At 54.9% G+C, this 13,575-nt stretch carries 14 protein-coding genes and 1 pseudogene; 1 reads left to right on the top strand and 14 read right to left on the bottom strand.

All coding sequences use genetic code 11. The annotated features are described in order from the left end of the window. Positions 1 to 101: 101 nt before the first annotated feature. From ACWPW2_RS16030 to ACWPW2_RS15995, 8 genes and pseudogenes are all read right to left on the bottom strand, one after another. Positions 102 to 257 (bottom strand): type I toxin-antitoxin system Hok family toxin, encoded by a 156-nt coding sequence (locus ACWPW2_RS16030; protein ID WP_454124117.1) that lies wholly within the window; start codon positions 255 to 257, stop codon positions 102 to 104. A gap of 162 nt (positions 258 to 419) precedes the next feature. Then, positions 420 to 593 (bottom strand): hypothetical protein, encoded by a 174-nt coding sequence (locus tag ACWPW2_RS16025; RefSeq protein WP_438440398.1) that lies wholly within the window; start codon positions 591 to 593, stop codon positions 420 to 422. A gap of 39 nt (positions 594 to 632) precedes the next feature. Further along, positions 633 to 788, bottom strand: a complete 156-nt coding sequence (locus ACWPW2_RS16020) for a type I toxin-antitoxin system Hok family toxin (RefSeq protein WP_023482078.1) — start codon at positions 786 to 788, stop codon at positions 633 to 635. A gap of 585 nt (positions 789 to 1,373) precedes the next feature. Then, positions 1,374 to 2,087: a high-affinity branched-chain amino acid ABC transporter ATP-binding protein LivF gene (gene livF / locus ACWPW2_RS16015; RefSeq protein WP_023482055.1), complete on the bottom strand. Its 714-nt coding sequence runs from the start codon at positions 2,085 to 2,087 to the stop codon at positions 1,374 to 1,376. A 1-nt stretch (position 2,088) separates the two neighbouring features. Further along, complete coding sequence (gene livG / locus ACWPW2_RS16010) at positions 2,089 to 2,856, bottom strand: high-affinity branched-chain amino acid ABC transporter ATP-binding protein LivG (protein WP_023482112.1); 768 nt, start codon at positions 2,854 to 2,856, stop codon at positions 2,089 to 2,091. Beyond that, positions 2,853 to 4,130, bottom strand: coding sequence for a high-affinity branched-chain amino acid ABC transporter permease LivM (locus ACWPW2_RS16005; RefSeq protein WP_128481969.1), 1,278 nt, complete (start codon positions 4,128 to 4,130; stop codon positions 2,853 to 2,855). Before ACWPW2_RS16005 ends, livG begins: the two co-directional genes overlap by 4 nt. After that, positions 4,127 to 5,053 carry a high-affinity branched-chain amino acid ABC transporter permease LivH gene (livH, locus tag ACWPW2_RS16000; protein WP_023482039.1) on the bottom strand — a complete coding sequence of 309 codons (927 nt, stop codon included), beginning with the start codon at positions 5,051 to 5,053 and terminating at the stop codon, positions 4,127 to 4,129. Before livH ends, ACWPW2_RS16005 begins: the two co-directional genes overlap by 4 nt. 88 nt (positions 5,054 to 5,141) lie before the next feature. Further along, positions 5,142 to 5,419 (bottom strand): annotated as a pseudogene (locus ACWPW2_RS15995) (hypothetical protein); the annotation flags it as partial. Between the two features lie 463 nt (positions 5,420 to 5,882). On the opposite strand from ACWPW2_RS15995, the gene panM reads away from it, so the two are divergent. Continuing rightward, positions 5,883 to 6,266, top strand: coding sequence for an aspartate 1-decarboxylase autocleavage activator PanM (gene panM / locus ACWPW2_RS15990; RefSeq protein WP_454124113.1), 384 nt, complete (start codon positions 5,883 to 5,885; stop codon positions 6,264 to 6,266). Positions 6,267 to 6,393: 127 nt separating this feature from the next. Here panM and ACWPW2_RS15985 read toward each other — a convergent pair whose 3' ends face one another. The 6 genes from ACWPW2_RS15985 to ftsY form a co-directional block, all read right to left on the bottom strand. After that, positions 6,394 to 7,497 carry a branched-chain amino acid ABC transporter substrate-binding protein gene (locus ACWPW2_RS15985; protein WP_454124111.1) on the bottom strand — a complete coding sequence of 368 codons (1,104 nt, stop codon included), beginning with the start codon at positions 7,495 to 7,497 and terminating at the stop codon, positions 6,394 to 6,396. A 241-nt stretch (positions 7,498 to 7,738) separates the two neighbouring features. Then, positions 7,739 to 9,004 (bottom strand): 4-aminobutyrate--2-oxoglutarate transaminase, encoded by a 1,266-nt coding sequence (locus ACWPW2_RS15980; protein ID WP_312118566.1) that lies wholly within the window; start codon positions 9,002 to 9,004, stop codon positions 7,739 to 7,741. A gap of 148 nt (positions 9,005 to 9,152) precedes the next feature. After that, entirely contained in the window at positions 9,153 to 10,010 is an 858-nt protein-coding gene (rpoH, locus tag ACWPW2_RS15975) for an RNA polymerase sigma factor RpoH (RefSeq protein WP_023482062.1), read from the bottom strand. 266 nt (positions 10,011 to 10,276) lie between these two features. Further along, positions 10,277 to 11,335: a permease-like cell division protein FtsX gene (gene ftsX, locus ACWPW2_RS15970; RefSeq protein ID WP_454124108.1), complete on the bottom strand. Its 1,059-nt coding sequence runs from the start codon at positions 11,333 to 11,335 to the stop codon at positions 10,277 to 10,279. Then, positions 11,328 to 11,996: a cell division ATP-binding protein FtsE gene (gene ftsE, locus ACWPW2_RS15965; RefSeq protein ID WP_023482101.1), complete on the bottom strand. Its 669-nt coding sequence runs from the start codon at positions 11,994 to 11,996 to the stop codon at positions 11,328 to 11,330. The genes ftsX and ftsE overlap by 8 nt, the downstream gene beginning before the upstream one ends. Before the next feature lie 2 nt (positions 11,997 to 11,998). Further along, entirely contained in the window at positions 11,999 to 13,489 is a 1,491-nt protein-coding gene (gene ftsY, locus ACWPW2_RS15960) for a signal recognition particle-docking protein FtsY (protein ID WP_454124106.1), read from the bottom strand. Positions 13,490 to 13,575 lie beyond the last annotated feature (86 nt).

Here is a 13,575-nt window from a genome sequence, read left to right as displayed (position 1 = left end):
CTTCCCGGCGAACCAGAAAGCCCTTTAAGCGGCGCTCGAAGGCAACGCTGCAACAACATCATCGCACCTGAAAGGCAGGGATTGCTCCCTGCCCCAGGTCGCTACTTACCGGATTCGTAAGCCATCAAAGCCGCCACCTCTTTCTCTTTGTCCCGATAGCGAAGCTCGCACAGGGATTTGCGGGTCAGGTAGGTGAATATCAGCAGCGTGAAGCAGAGAATAAACACGCAGCAGATAAAAGTTTGCGGGATTTTCATAGCCTGTAACTCCTTGCCTTTCAGCAGGTAAGAGGCTACGCTGACGTTGTCTGGACGTAGTGTAGCCTCGGGTTAATTGAAAAATTGACTCGGGGCTTTCATCTTTCTGCCTCACAACATTTCTGCATAACGTCTTAAAGCGCAGCCATGAGGCAAAAAGCCTCAAGCACCGCCCGCATCATATCCCGGCCACACGCCATACTTCATGGCTGAAATATATTTTTCAGATTTAAACCCGATCGCTGATGTTACTGTTTTCACTAATAAAAAAGGGCTTCCCGGCGAACCAGAAAGCCCTTTAAGCGGCGCTCGAAGGCAACGCTGTAACAACATCATCGCACCTGAAAGGCAGGGATTGCTCCCTGCCCCAGGTCGCTACTTACCGGATTCGTAAGCCATCAAAGCCGCCACCTCTCTCTCCTTATCCCGGTAGCGAAGCTCGCACAGGGATTTACGGGTCAGGTAGGTGAATATCAGCAGCGTGAAGCAGAGAATAAACACGCAGCAGATAAAAGTTTGCGGGATTTTCATAGCCTTTAACTCCTTGCCTTTCAGCAGGTAAGAGGCTACGCTGACGTTGTCTAGGCGTCGGTGTAGCCTCGGGTTAATTGAAAAATTGACTCGGGGCTTTCATCTTTTTGCCTCACAACACTTCTGCATAACTTCCTAAAGCGCAGCCATAAGGCAAAAAGCCTCAAGCGCCGCCCGCATCATATCCCGGTCACACGCCATACTTCATGGCTGAAATATGTTTTTCAGATTTAAACCCGATCGCTGATGTTACTGTTTTCGCTAATAAAAAAGGGCTTCCCGGCGAACCAGAAAGCCCCTTGTTTGCGCAGCTTCACTTCCTTGCCTTTCAGCAGGTAAGAGGCTACGCTGACGTTGTCTGTGCGTTAGTGTAGCCTCGGGTTAATTGAAAAATTGACTCGGGGCTTTCATCTTTTTGCCTCACAACACTTCTGCATAACTTCCTAAAGCACAGCCATAAGGCAAAAAGCCTCAAGCGCCGCCCGCATCCTGTTCCAAACCCTCTCGCTGCACATGGCGGAATTGCATTTTTCAGAAAAAAACCGGCCCTTGCGAGACCGGTTTTTAGGCTTTTACTTCAACGTGTTAGCCGCCGAGGTAAGCGCTTCTCACTGCTTCATTCGCCAATAGCGCGTCGCCGGTATCTTCGAGCACCACATGCCCGTTCTCCAGCACATAGCCGCGATCGGCGAGCTTCAGCGCCTGGTTAGCGTTTTGCTCCACGAGGAAGATGGTCATCCCCTCTTTACGCAGCTGCTCAATGGTGTCGAAGATCTGTTGAATGATAATCGGCGCCAGCCCGAGCGACGGCTCATCCAGCAGCAGCAGGCGTGGCTGGCTCATCAGCGCGCGGCCTATCGCCAGCATCTGCTGTTCACCACCGGACATGGTGCCGGCACGCTGTATGCGGCGTTCATGCAGGCGCGGGAAGAGTTCATACACCCATTTAATACGCGTCTGATATTGATCGCGGTGGGCGAAAAAGCCGCCCATCGCCAGGTTCTCCTCCACGGTCATCCGCGAAAAGACGCGGCGGCCTTCCGGCACGATCGCTACCGCTTCCCGCATAATCTTCGCCGTTTGCCAGTCGGTAATATCTTTGCCGTCGAATACCACGCGGCCACTGGTGGCGCGCGGATCGCCGCACAGCGTGCCGAGCAAGGTGGTTTTCCCCGCGCCGTTGGCACCAATCAGGGTCACAATTTCCCCCTGATTAATATGCAGACTGACCTCGTGCAGCGCCTGGATTTTGCCGTAGTGGGCGCTAACTTTATCGAAAGATAACATTGCGTTTTCCATCTTATGCCTCACCCAGATAAGCGCGGATCACGTCCGGGTTATTACGAATCTCTTCCGGCGTTCCGTTGGCCAGCGGTGTTCCCTGGTTGACGACATAGATCCGGTCGGAAATGCCCATCACCAGCTTCATATCATGCTCAATCAGCAGGATGGTGGTGTTGTGATGGTTACGCAGCTCGACGATCAGCTCATCCAGCTCTTTGGTCTCTTTCGGGTTTAACCCTGCCGCGGGTTCATCCAGCATCAGGATCTCCGGCTGCGTCACCATGCAGCGGATAATCTCCAGACGGCGCTGATCGCCGTAGGCCAGATTGCTGGCCTGGCGGTTGGCGTGCGCTAACAAACCGATCCTCTCAAGCCAGGTCGCGGCGCGATCGAGCGCTTCGCTCTGCGTGCGGCGAAACGCGGGCGTCTTCAACAGGCCAGAGAAGAGGCCGGTTTTTAACTGCTGATGCTGAGCGACCAGTAAGTTCTCAATCACCGTCATTTCACGGAACAGGCGCACATGCTGGAAGGTGCGCACCACACCCATACGCGCGATTTGCTGGCCCGGCAGCCCTTCGAGATGCTGGTCACGCAGCATAATGGTGCCGCCGGTGGGTTTATAAAACCCGGTCAGGCAGTTGAATACAGTGGTTTTCCCCGCGCCGTTCGGGCCAATCAGCGAGACAATCTCCTGCGGTCGCAGCTCCAGCGAGACGTTGTTGACCGCCAGTAAGCCGCCGAAGCGCATCATCAGGCCATTTACCGATAACAGTGGCTGACTCATGCCTGCTCTCCTTTTGCCTGGCCGTTTTTCAGTTTCAGCTGCGGCCGCGTCATCGGCAGCAAGCCCTGCGGACGCCAGATCATCATCAGCACCATCAAACCACCCAGCATTAACATGCTGTATTCATTGAAATCACGCATCAGTTCACGCGATACCACCAGCAAAATAGCGGCAAGGATCACCGCGAACTGCGAACCCATTCCGCCCAGTACGACAATCGCCAGTACAAAGGCAGATTCGGCAAAGGTGAAAGACTCCGGGCTGACAAAGCCCTGGCGCGCGGCGAACAGCGTCCCGGCAAAACCGGCGAACGCGGCGCTGATGGTAAATGCCGTCAGCTTGATGCGCGTCGGGTTGAGTCCCAGCGAGCGGCAGGCAATCTCATCTTCACGCAGTGCTTCCCACGCGCGGCCTAGCGGCATACGCAGCAGGCGGTTGATAACGAACAGCGTCAGCACCACCAGCAGCAGCGCCACCAGATAGAGGAACACCACGCGGTCGCTCGGATCGTATTTCACATTGAAGAAGTTGCTGAAGGTATCCCAGCCCCCTTCGCGCGCTGTGCGGCTGAACTCAAGGCCAAACAGCGTCGGTTTCGGGATCTGGCTGATGCCGTTTGGCCCGCCGGTCACTTCGGTGTTATTAAGCAGCAGAATGCGCACAATCTCACCGAAGCCCAGCGTCACAATCGCCAGGTAGTCGCCGCGCAGACGCAGCACCGGGAAGCCGAGCAGGAAACCGGCAGCGGCAGAGACCAGCCCCGCCAGCGGCAGGCAGGTCCAGAAGCCCAGCCCGTAATAGTGGTTCAGCAGCGCAAAGGTGTAGGCACCGATAGCATAAAAACCGCCATAACCCAGCACCAGCAGGCCGGAAAGCCCAACCACCACGTTCAGCCCCAGACCGAGGATGATGTAGATCATCGTCATGGTGGCGATATCAATGGTGCCGCGCGACACCATAAACGGCCACACCACGGCAATGACCAACAGCGCCAGCAGGAACAGCTTCTGCTTAACGGTAGATCCATCAATCGCCGGCAGGACAAATTTCGGCCCGGAAATGCCTTTCAGGCTCTTCTGGAAAACAGGGCGCAGTAACTGGAAGAAAAAGACCACGGCGGTGCCGATAAAGATCCACTGCCAGCGGATATCTGCCGCGTTATCGACCACCAGTTTGGTGCCATTCAGCTCCAGCTGAACGCCCATAAAGACGCCAGCAAGGATGAAGAACATGGCGGCAGAGAGCAGCGCCATCGCAAAATGCATCGGTTTCATACTTTCTCTACCTCCGGGCGACCGAGGATACCGGTCGGCATCACCAGCAGGACGCCAATCAGCAGCGCGAAGGAGACCACATCTTTATACTCAGTGCTCAGGTACGCTGAAGAGAGCGCTTCCGCCACCCCGAGGATCAGCCCCCCAATCATCGCGCCAGGAATGCTGCCGATACCACCCAGCACCGCAGCGGTAAATGCCTTCATACCCGCCATAAAGCCGATGTAGGGATTTATCACGCCATAGAACTGGCCGAGCAGCACGCCAGCAACCGCCGCCATCGCCGCGCCAATCACAAAGGTCAGCGCAATCACCCGATCGGTGTTGATGCCGAGCAGGCTCGCCATTTTCAGATCTTCAGCGCAGGCGCGGCAGGCGCGTCCCATGCGGGAATAGCGGATAAAGAGCGTCAGCGCGAGCATGGCGACAAAGGTGACGATCCAGATAACCAGCTGCATGGTGGTGATGGAGGCGGCAAAGTTTTCGCTGCTGCCGATAGTCCACTGACCGTTGAAGAGGCTTGGCAAAGCCACGTCGCGCGAGCCTTCCGTCAGGCTGACATAGTTTTGCAGGAAGATGGACATGCCGATGGCGGAGATAAGCGCAATCAGACGCTTGGAGCTGCGCACCGGGCGGTAAGCAACGCGCTCGATACTCCAGCCGTAGGCACTGGCGATAATAATCGCGCCGACGAAACCGGCCCCGACCAGCAGCCAGCTTGAGTCGATGCCCATCATCATCAGGGCGGCGATAATCATAAAGGAGACGTAGCTGCCGATCATGTAGACCTCGCCATGGGCGAAGTTAATCATGCCGATAATGCCGTACACCATGGTGTAGCCAATGGCGATCAGGGCGTAAGTGCTGCCCAGCGTGACGCCGTTGAACATCTGCTGCAAGAAATAGAGAAACTGCTCAGACATAACTTAACCTTCTTAAATCTCTCAAGATTTTCGTCCAAAGAGAGGGATGACTGTGACTCGCCACACAGGACGAACCATCGGCGTGTCGTTAGAAGACACTCAACTCAAATCCCTTCAGATCGCCTTTTTCATCCCAGTTCGGCGGCCCTGTTTCGGTTTTAGCCCCGTTGGCTTTTAACGCGTTAATCAGGTCAGCGGCTTGTTTCAGCGGGCCCGGCGCAGCATCTCTCCACTATCCGGTTAATAACCACCGTAGTAGACAAAGACGATATTTTCTTTTTTTAGATGAGCGTTAAGCGCAGAAAAAACTACTTCCCTGACGGTAATACCTTTAAACAAGACCGCGTTGCCATGACCGGCTTTCAATCATTCCCGCGACAAATGTTTTCGCGTGCCTTTTCATGTCTGCTACCCCGTTCGTGATGTTGTGTGAAAATTTTGTTTTTATGTGGTTAAAAAGCATTCTGTACTTTTAATGCACAATGCTATTTTTATCAGCGCCTTTAATGGGTTAGCGTGGTTTTCTGGCGTAAACCATACTAAATACTCTATTTTTCAGGCGATTAAGCAGAGATAATATTCTGTATTAAGCGCGAGATAAACATCTAAAAGTGGGGCTTTCAGCATAAAATAACGGCAGTATACGCGGGAAAAAGCGCCATCATTCAGGTTAAAATCCTGTGTCTTTTTCGATCTCTGACGTTTCCGGCTATGCCAGTCGCTGCGCTAAAACTATTCACCTGTTGTATTAAATATAAAAAAGTCTCCAGCCCCGGCGGGTGAAATTGTTTACACTCACTCCCTGTTTCACGTTTTGGACAAACGGTAGATGAAATTAACCATTATCCGGCTGACCAGTTTCAGCGAGCAGGATCATATTGATTTAGCGAAAATCTGGCCGGAATACGCCCCCGCCTCTCTGGATATTGACGATACGCACCGCATTTACGCCGCGCGGTTTAATGACCGCCTGCTGGCCGCCGTGCGGGTGACGTTGCGCGGCACCGAAGGCGTGCTGGATTCGCTGCGGGTACGGGAGGTCACTCGCCGTCGCGGCGTCGGGCAATACCTGGTTGAAGAGGTGATGCGCGATAACCCGGCGATGACCAGTTGGTGGATCGCAGATATCGGCGTTGAAGATCGCGCCGTGATGGCCGCTTTTGCACAAGCGCTCGGCTTCACCGCGCAGCAAGATGGCTGGGAAAAGCACTAAAAATAGCGGGCAGCGTGAGCCATGCCTGAGCAGGAAGTCGTTAATCCCCGGAAGCTTACAGGCGTAAGCGACCGGGGCGAATGCAGCCAACGCACCTGCGGCGCGAAAGGCGACTATCAAATATTCATCACTTCGCGTCGGTCGCGGTACCGTTCGCATGCCAGGTAAAGACGCCGAACTCAAAGCCCTTCAGATCGCCCTTCTCATCCCACGTCAGCGGCCCCATCACGGTTTCAACGGAGTGACCTTTCAGATAGGTGGCGATTTCAGCCGGATCGTCAGACTGGTTCAGGCCCGCAGCAAGCGATTGCAACGCGGCGTAGGTGGTCCAGACAAACGCACCGCTCGGATCCTGTTTCTTACCTTTGATGGCATCCACAATCGGTTTGTTCGCCGGTACCTGATCGTAGTTCTTCGGCTTGGTGACTAACATCCCTTCGGCAGACTCACCGGCGATGTTAGAGAGTGACACGTTCGCCACGCCTTCCGGTCCCATAAACTGGGTTTTCAGACCGGCCGTACGCGCCTGGCGCAGGATCTGGCCCATCTCCGGGTGGTAACCGCCGTAGTAAACAAAGTCGATATTCTCTTTCTTCAGACGCGCCACCAGCGTGGAGAAATCTTTTTCACCGGCGGTGATGCCGTCAAAGAAGACCACGTTGGCATTGCCTTTTTTCAGGCCATCCTGCACGGCGCGCGCCAGACCTTCGCCATACTGCTGCTTATCATGAATGATGGCGATGCGTTTCGGCTTCACCTTATCGAGAATGTATTTCGCCGCGGTCGGGCCCTGGTCAGAGTCGAGGCCGGTAGTACGCAGCGTCAGTTTGTAACCGCGCGCGGTCAGCTCAGGGGCAGTGGCCGCAGGCGTGATCATCAGGATGCCTTCGTCTTCATAAATGTCGGACGCTGGCTGAGTGGAAGAGGAGCAGAGGTGGCCGATAACATATTTGATGCCGTCGTTAACCACTTTGTTGGCTACCGCTACCGCTTGTTTCGGGTCGCAGGCATCGTCATATTTCACCACCACCAGTTTGTCGCCTTTGACGCCGCCTTTTGCGTTGATATCGGCAACAGCCTGCTCAGCACCGGTAAATTCCTGATCGCCATACTGCGCAACCGGACCGGACATCGCACCGACAACGGCAACTTTGATATCTTTGGCGAATGCCACGTTGCTCATTGCTAACGCAATACATCCTGCCAGTAACGCTTTGCCCTTCATTTTCATCCTGAGTTTCCCCATTGTTATGGTTTTTGCAATTGTTGTGATGTTGTTATCTGGAATATTGCTTCGCTTATTACCCTAAGCAAAGAATATGATATTTGTTATTGTGCAGAATAGTGCCCTGTAAGCAGCATACTCTGCTAAAACATACCCCATTTTATGGAATAAGGAATAGCAATTTTGCAGGTTATGCGGCAGAGCGATGCGAGAACGTGACAAAGCCGCCCATAAGGCGGCTGAATAATTAACGCGTCAGCGACCGCTGGATAATATCCAGCGCTTTTCGGAACTGCTCATCAGGAATGGTAAGCGGATAGAGGAAGCGGATAACGTTGCCATAGACGCCGCAGCTCAGCAGCAACAGACCTGCCTGAAGGGCGTTATCCTGTACCTGTTTGGTAAATTCCGGCGATGGCGCGCCGGTTTGCGGGTCAGAAAACTCCACCGCCACCATTGAGCCCTGCGCGCGGATATCGGCAATATAGGGGCAGTGCGCTTTCGCATGGGTCAGCACTTCGACCAGATCTTTGCCCAGCTGGTTCGCGCGTTCGCACAGCTTCTCCTCTTCAATCACATCCAGCACCGCGTGCGCTGCAGCCACCGCCAGCGGATTACCGGCATAGGTTCCGCCCAGGCCGCCTGGCGCAGGGGCATCCATCACCTCGGCACGCCCGGCAACCGCCGAGAGCGGTAAACCGCCCGCCAGACTTTTCGCCATAGTAATGAGATCGGGTTTGATAGCGTAATGCTCGCTGGCAAAGAGTTTGCCGGTACGGGCAAAACCGCTCTGCACCTCGTCGATGATCAGCAGAATGCCGTGGCTGTCGCACAGGGCGCGCAGCGCCTGCATAAACTCTGGCGGAGCGATATTAAAGCCCCCTTCACCCTGCACCGGCTCTAACAGGATCGCGGCGACCTGATCGGGGGCGATATCGGCTTTGAAGAGATGCGTCAGACTTTGCAGCGCCTGTTCAGTGCTGACGCCGTGCAGCTCATTTGGATAGTGGGCGTGATAAACCGAACCGGGAAACGGCCCGAAGCCGATTTTATAAGGTGCAACTTTTCCCGTCAGCGCCATGGTCATAAAGGTGCGTCCGTGGAAGCCGCCGCCAAAGGCGATAATGCCCGGACGTTTAGTATAAGCGCGGGCGATTTTCACCGCGTTTTCAACCGCTTCGGCACCGGTAGAGAAAAAGGCGGTTTTCGCCGGGCCATCAATAGGGACGCGCGCGTTGATGCGCTCGGCAAGCGCGATATAGCTTTCGTAAGGAACAATTTGATACGCGGTGTGCGTAAAGGCCTGGAGCTGTTTTTCGACTGCCGCCATTACTTTCGGATGTCGATGACCGGTGTTTAACACCGCGATCCCGGCGGCAAAATCGATCACCTCGTTGCCTTCCACATCCCACAGCGTGGCGTTTTCTGCTTTCTCGGCGTAGAAGCCGCACATCACGCCAACCCCGCGCGGCGTCGCGTCTACACGCCGCTGATGTAATTCACTATTCTTCACCTTTTTCCCCTCTCTGTGCCAACCCACAGAGTAAGTATATAGCGCCTTCGTTAAGTCGACGTTTTAACCAGCACCGGGAGTGAGAGGAAATTCAGATAATAAAAAACCGGGTGAGCTTTCGCTGACCCGGTCTGTTTGCGGCTGGCGCTTACGCTTCGATAGCGGCGCGCAGTTTTTTCATCGCGTTCTTTTCAAGCTGGCGTACGCGTTCGGCGGAGACGCCGTAACGGTCGGCCAGCTCCTGCAGCGTGGACTTGTTATCTTCGTCCAGCCAGCGGGCGCGGATGATCTGCTGACTACGTTCGTCAAGACCCTGCATCGCATCGGTCAGCTTGTTGGCTGCCTGCTCTTCCCAGTTATCATCTTCAATGCCATCAGCAAAGTTAGATGTTTTGTCCTGTAAGTAGAGCACCGGTGCCATCGGCTGGCCGTCCTGCGCATCGTCATCGGAAGACATATCAAACGTCATGTCCTGGGCCGCCATACGCGACTCCATTTCACGCACGTCTTTGCTAGTCACACCCAGTTCGCGGGCGACCATTTCGACTTCGTCCTGGTTAAACCAGCCGAGACGCTGTTTTGCCTTACGCAGGTTAAAGAACAGCTTACGCTGTGCTTTGGTGGTCGCGACTTTCACGATACGCCAGTTGCGCAGCACATACTCGTGGATCTCAGCTTTGATCCAGTGCACGGCGAAAGAGACCAGACGTACACCAACTTCAGGGTTGAAGCGGCGTACCGCTTTCATCAGGCCGATATTTCCTTCCTGGATCAGATCCGCCTGCGGCAGACCATAGCCCGAGTAATTACGAGCAATATGAACAACAAAGCGCAGGTGAGACAGGATCAGCTTTTTCGCTGCTTCCAGATCGCCCTGGTAATGCAGCTTTTCAGCCAGCGCCCGCTCTTCATCGGCCGTCAACATCGGCCATGCGTTAGCGGCCCGGACGTAAGATTCCAGGTTGCCAACAGGGGCTAAAGCTAAAGTTTGCATTTCTTTGGTCATTCAAATCCTCTCAATTCACTATCAACTGGCGGCGGTCTGTCCCCATCAGGCAACAAACATGCCAGCATTTTTGAGCAACGAGAATAGCATTCACTTTTTTATCAGACAGTGATTTTATCCACAAGTTCCTTGTAGGCGTGTGAATAAATTACGCACAAATTGTGACATCCGGATGAACAGCCGAAGCGGGGAACAGCAAGACAGTTGGATACGCTCTCCCTGCAACGGTATTCGTCATTGCAGGGGAGGAGTATACCAGAGAATCGTTAGTCCGGAGTAAAGTGACGTAAATGTTGCACTGTTGCCAGCCAGGCGGCGATCCAGCCAATCATCGAACAGACCAGCAATAGCAGCAAACATTCATCGAAAGATAAGCCACTTAACTCAAACTGCGTGCCGAAGACCTTCGCCACATCCGTCACCGCCGACGAGAGTCGCATCACCAAAATTTCAGACAAAATGAGCGATAAAAACGCGCCGGAGAAGCCAAGAAGCGCGCCGCCATAAAGGAACGGACGCAGAATAAATCCATCGGTTGCGCCAATCAACTTTTGCACATTAATGGTGTCGCGACGGGCAAAGATGCTGAGACGCACGCTGTTCCCGATGACCAGGAAGACGGCGGCGATCATCAACACGCCAATCATGGCCGAAACGCGCCCGACCAGCCCGGTCAATGCCGACAGACGTGCAAACCAGCTATCGTCCATGCGCACTTCGTCGATGCCCTGCACACGCGTAATGCGATCGCGCAGCGTGTTCAGCGCCTCGGTGCTCTGGAAATCAATTTTCGGCACCACTACCGCCACTGCCGGCAGCGGGTTCTCTTCCAGCATATCTAACGCGCCGCCAAAGCCTGACCAGTTACGAAACTCGCCGAGCGCATCTTCGCGCGAGAGATAGTTCACCTTCTCGACGCCCGGTTCGGACTGAAGCTGCCCGACCACCTGCTGCGCGGCGTTATCATCCAGCGATTTATCGAAGTAGACGGTGATCTGCGGCGAAGGGTAGTACTGCGACGCCGCATGGCTGACGTTTTTGTAGACCATATAGCAGACGCTCGGCAGCGTCAGCGAGATGGCAATCACCATTACCGTCAGGAACGTTGCCAGCGGTTTACTCTTCAGATCCTGCAGCGCACCGTGCCAGGCGTAGCGCATCTGCTCGTTGAAGACATTGGTTTTACGCGAAGGCGGCCGGGAGGCCGGTTTGCTGCGCCTCGGTGCACTGCGGCTCCCTTCGCCCGCCGCTGGGGAGGATTTGCGAAAACGGTCGAGCTTGCTGCCGAATTGCCGAATATGATTGATTGCGTCGCGCTTATTCACCCGCCAGGCCTCCATGCAAATGGCCGTCGCTCAGGCTCAGCATGCGGTACGAACGCCGGGAAATGAGCCCCATGTCGTGCGTCGCCATCAGTACCGTCACCCCAACGCGGTTAAACTCTTCAAACAGACGTAAAATCCCTTCAGACAGGGCTTCATCCAGGTTCCCGGTCGGTTCATCCGCCAGCAAGACGGCAGGTTTATTCACCACCGCACGGGCGATGCCTACACGCTGCTGTTCACCGCCGGAGAGCTGGATCGGGAAGCTTTTCGCTTTGTCGAGCAGCCCGACTTTATCCAGCGCCGCCGACACGCGACGGCGAATATCATCCCCGCTGGCACCGGCGATAATCAGCGGGATCGCGACGTTATCAAATACTGTGCGATCCATCAGCAGATGGTGATCCTGGAAAATCATGCCGATCTGGCGGCGCAAAAACGGCACTTCGCGGCTTTTCAGCCGGGAAATATCGTGGCCGCTGAAGAAGATTTTTCCGGCGCTTGGCCGTTCAATCCCACAGATCAGCTTCAGCAGGGTACTTTTCCCCGCGCCGGAGTGCCCGGTCAGAAACGCCATCTCGCCCTGCTGCAGGTGAAAAGTCACCCCCTGCAGCGCTTGTCTCCCACCGAGATAGGCTTTGCTGACATGTTCAAAGCGAATCATTGTTAATCCTCTCGGGCAAAAAGCGCCTCAATAAAATCGCCCGCATTAAACGGACGCAAATCTTCAATACGTTCGCCAACACCGATATAGCGGATTGGGATACCGAACTGATCCGCAACCGAGAAGATCACCCCGCCTTTCGCGGTGCCGTCAAGCTTGGTCAGCGTGATGCCGGTTAAACCGACCGCTTCGTGGAACAGTTTGGCCTGGCTTACCGCATTCTGCCCGGTGCTGGCATCAATCGTGAGCATCACTTCGTGCGGCGCATTTTCATCGAGCTTCTTCATCACGCGCACAATCTTTTTCAGCTCTTCCATCAGGTGCGATTTATTCTGCAGACGACCGGCGGTATCCGCAATCAGCACATCAACATTACGCGCCTTCGCAGCCTGAATAGCATCAAAGATAACCGAAGCGGAATCTGCGCCGGTATGCTGGGCAATCACCGGAATATCGTTGCGCTGGCCCCACACCTGCAGTTGCTCAACGGCCGCTGCACGGAAGGTATCGCCCGCCGCCAGCATCACCGATTTACCCTGCTGCTCAAACTGGCGCGCCAGCTTGCCGATGGTGGTGGTTTTACCGACGCCGTTAACGCCGACCATCAGAATAACGAACGGCGTTTTGCCTTCGACATTCAGCTGCTCGTCCACCTTCGCGAGGATCTCGCTCATCTCCTCTTTCAGCAGGCCATACAGCGCTTCTGCGTCGCGTAACTGCTTGCGGCTGGCCCCTTCCGTCAGGTTGGTGATGATTTTCCGCGTGGTTTCAACGCCAACATCGGCAATCAGCAGCTGCTCTTCCAGCTCTTCGAAGAGATCATCATCGATTTTTTTACCGCGGAACAGACTGATAAATCCGGAACCGAGATTCTCCTTGGTTTTCAGCAGGCTGCGCTTCAATCGCGCGAAGAAACCCTCTTTGGTTGGCTTCTCCTGCTCCTGAACCGGCTCGTCGACCGGCACGACCATCACCGCTTCTTCCGCCGCTTCAGCCGCCAGCGCATCCAGCTCTTCGTCGCTCGGAAGCGTCTCGTCTTCTATCTCTTCAACTTCTGGCTCGTCGACTTCGACGTCCGCCGTAACCAGCGGCTCGGCTTCGGCCTGCCACTCTTCGGCGTCAATGCTCTGCTCGCTAAGCTCTTCCGGCAGCGGCAACGCTTCATGCTCAACGGCGGCAATAGGTGCTGCTTCAATAATCTCTTCGACAGGCTCTTCAACAGCCGCTTCTTCTATAACCTGTTCTTCGGCAACCGGTTCTGCTACAACGCGCTCTTCAGCGACCGGCTGCGGTGCCTCTTCATGCGCCAGCTGCTCGCTAACTTCGACAACCTCTTCGGCGAACTTTTCGCTGTCGGCGGCAGGCTCGGCAACCGGTGTCTCTTCTACCGGTTGTTCCGCTGTTTTCTGCTCTTCTGCTTGCGCCTCATCGGCACGCTCTTTCTGCCCAAAGCCCAGCCAGGAAAAAAAGCCACGTTTCTTTTCATTTGCCATTGGCGACTACACTCCTCGCTGTTGATTCTATAGCGCAGCCTGTCTGCTCGACCAGGACTGAAATCATTGGTGAATTAGTCGGATAG

The sequence above is a fragment of the Kosakonia sp. Marseille-Q7440 genome (genome assembly GCF_965119485.1).
Note: the sequence above shows the minus strand (reverse complement) of the source record. Positions and strands in the feature narration are given on the sequence as shown.

Coding starts and splice junctions, on each gene's coding strand:
- ACWPW2_RS16005 (WP_128481969.1), bottom strand. CDS start 4,130: ATGAAACCGATGCATTTTGCGATGGCGCTGCTCTCTGCCGCCATGTTC.
- ftsE (WP_023482101.1), bottom strand. CDS start 11,996: ATGATTCGCTTTGAACATGTCAGCAAAGCCTATCTCGGTGGGAGACAA.
- livF (WP_023482055.1), bottom strand. CDS start 2,087: ATGGAAAACGCAATGTTATCTTTCGATAAAGTTAGCGCCCACTACGGC.
- ftsY (WP_454124106.1), bottom strand. CDS start 13,489: ATGGCAAATGAAAAGAAACGTGGCTTTTTTTCCTGGCTGGGCTTTGGG.
- livG (WP_023482112.1), bottom strand. CDS start 2,856: ATGAGTCAGCCACTGTTATCGGTAAATGGCCTGATGATGCGCTTCGGC.
- ACWPW2_RS15985 (WP_454124111.1), bottom strand. CDS start 7,497: ATGAAAATGAAGGGCAAAGCGTTACTGGCAGGATGTATTGCGTTAGCA.
- panM (WP_454124113.1), top strand. CDS start 5,883: ATGAAATTAACCATTATCCGGCTGACCAGTTTCAGCGAGCAGGATCAT.
- ACWPW2_RS16020 (WP_023482078.1), bottom strand. CDS start 788: ATGAAAATCCCGCAAACTTTTATCTGCTGCGTGTTTATTCTCTGCTTC.
- rpoH (WP_023482062.1), bottom strand. CDS start 10,010: ATGACCAAAGAAATGCAAACTTTAGCTTTAGCCCCTGTTGGCAACCTG.
- ACWPW2_RS16030 (WP_454124117.1), bottom strand. CDS start 257: ATGAAAATCCCGCAAACTTTTATCTGCTGCGTGTTTATTCTCTGCTTC.
- ACWPW2_RS16025 (WP_438440398.1), bottom strand. CDS start 593: ATGATGTTGTTACAGCGTTGCCTTCGAGCGCCGCTTAAAGGGCTTTCT.
- livH (WP_023482039.1), bottom strand. CDS start 5,053: ATGTCTGAGCAGTTTCTCTATTTCTTGCAGCAGATGTTCAACGGCGTC.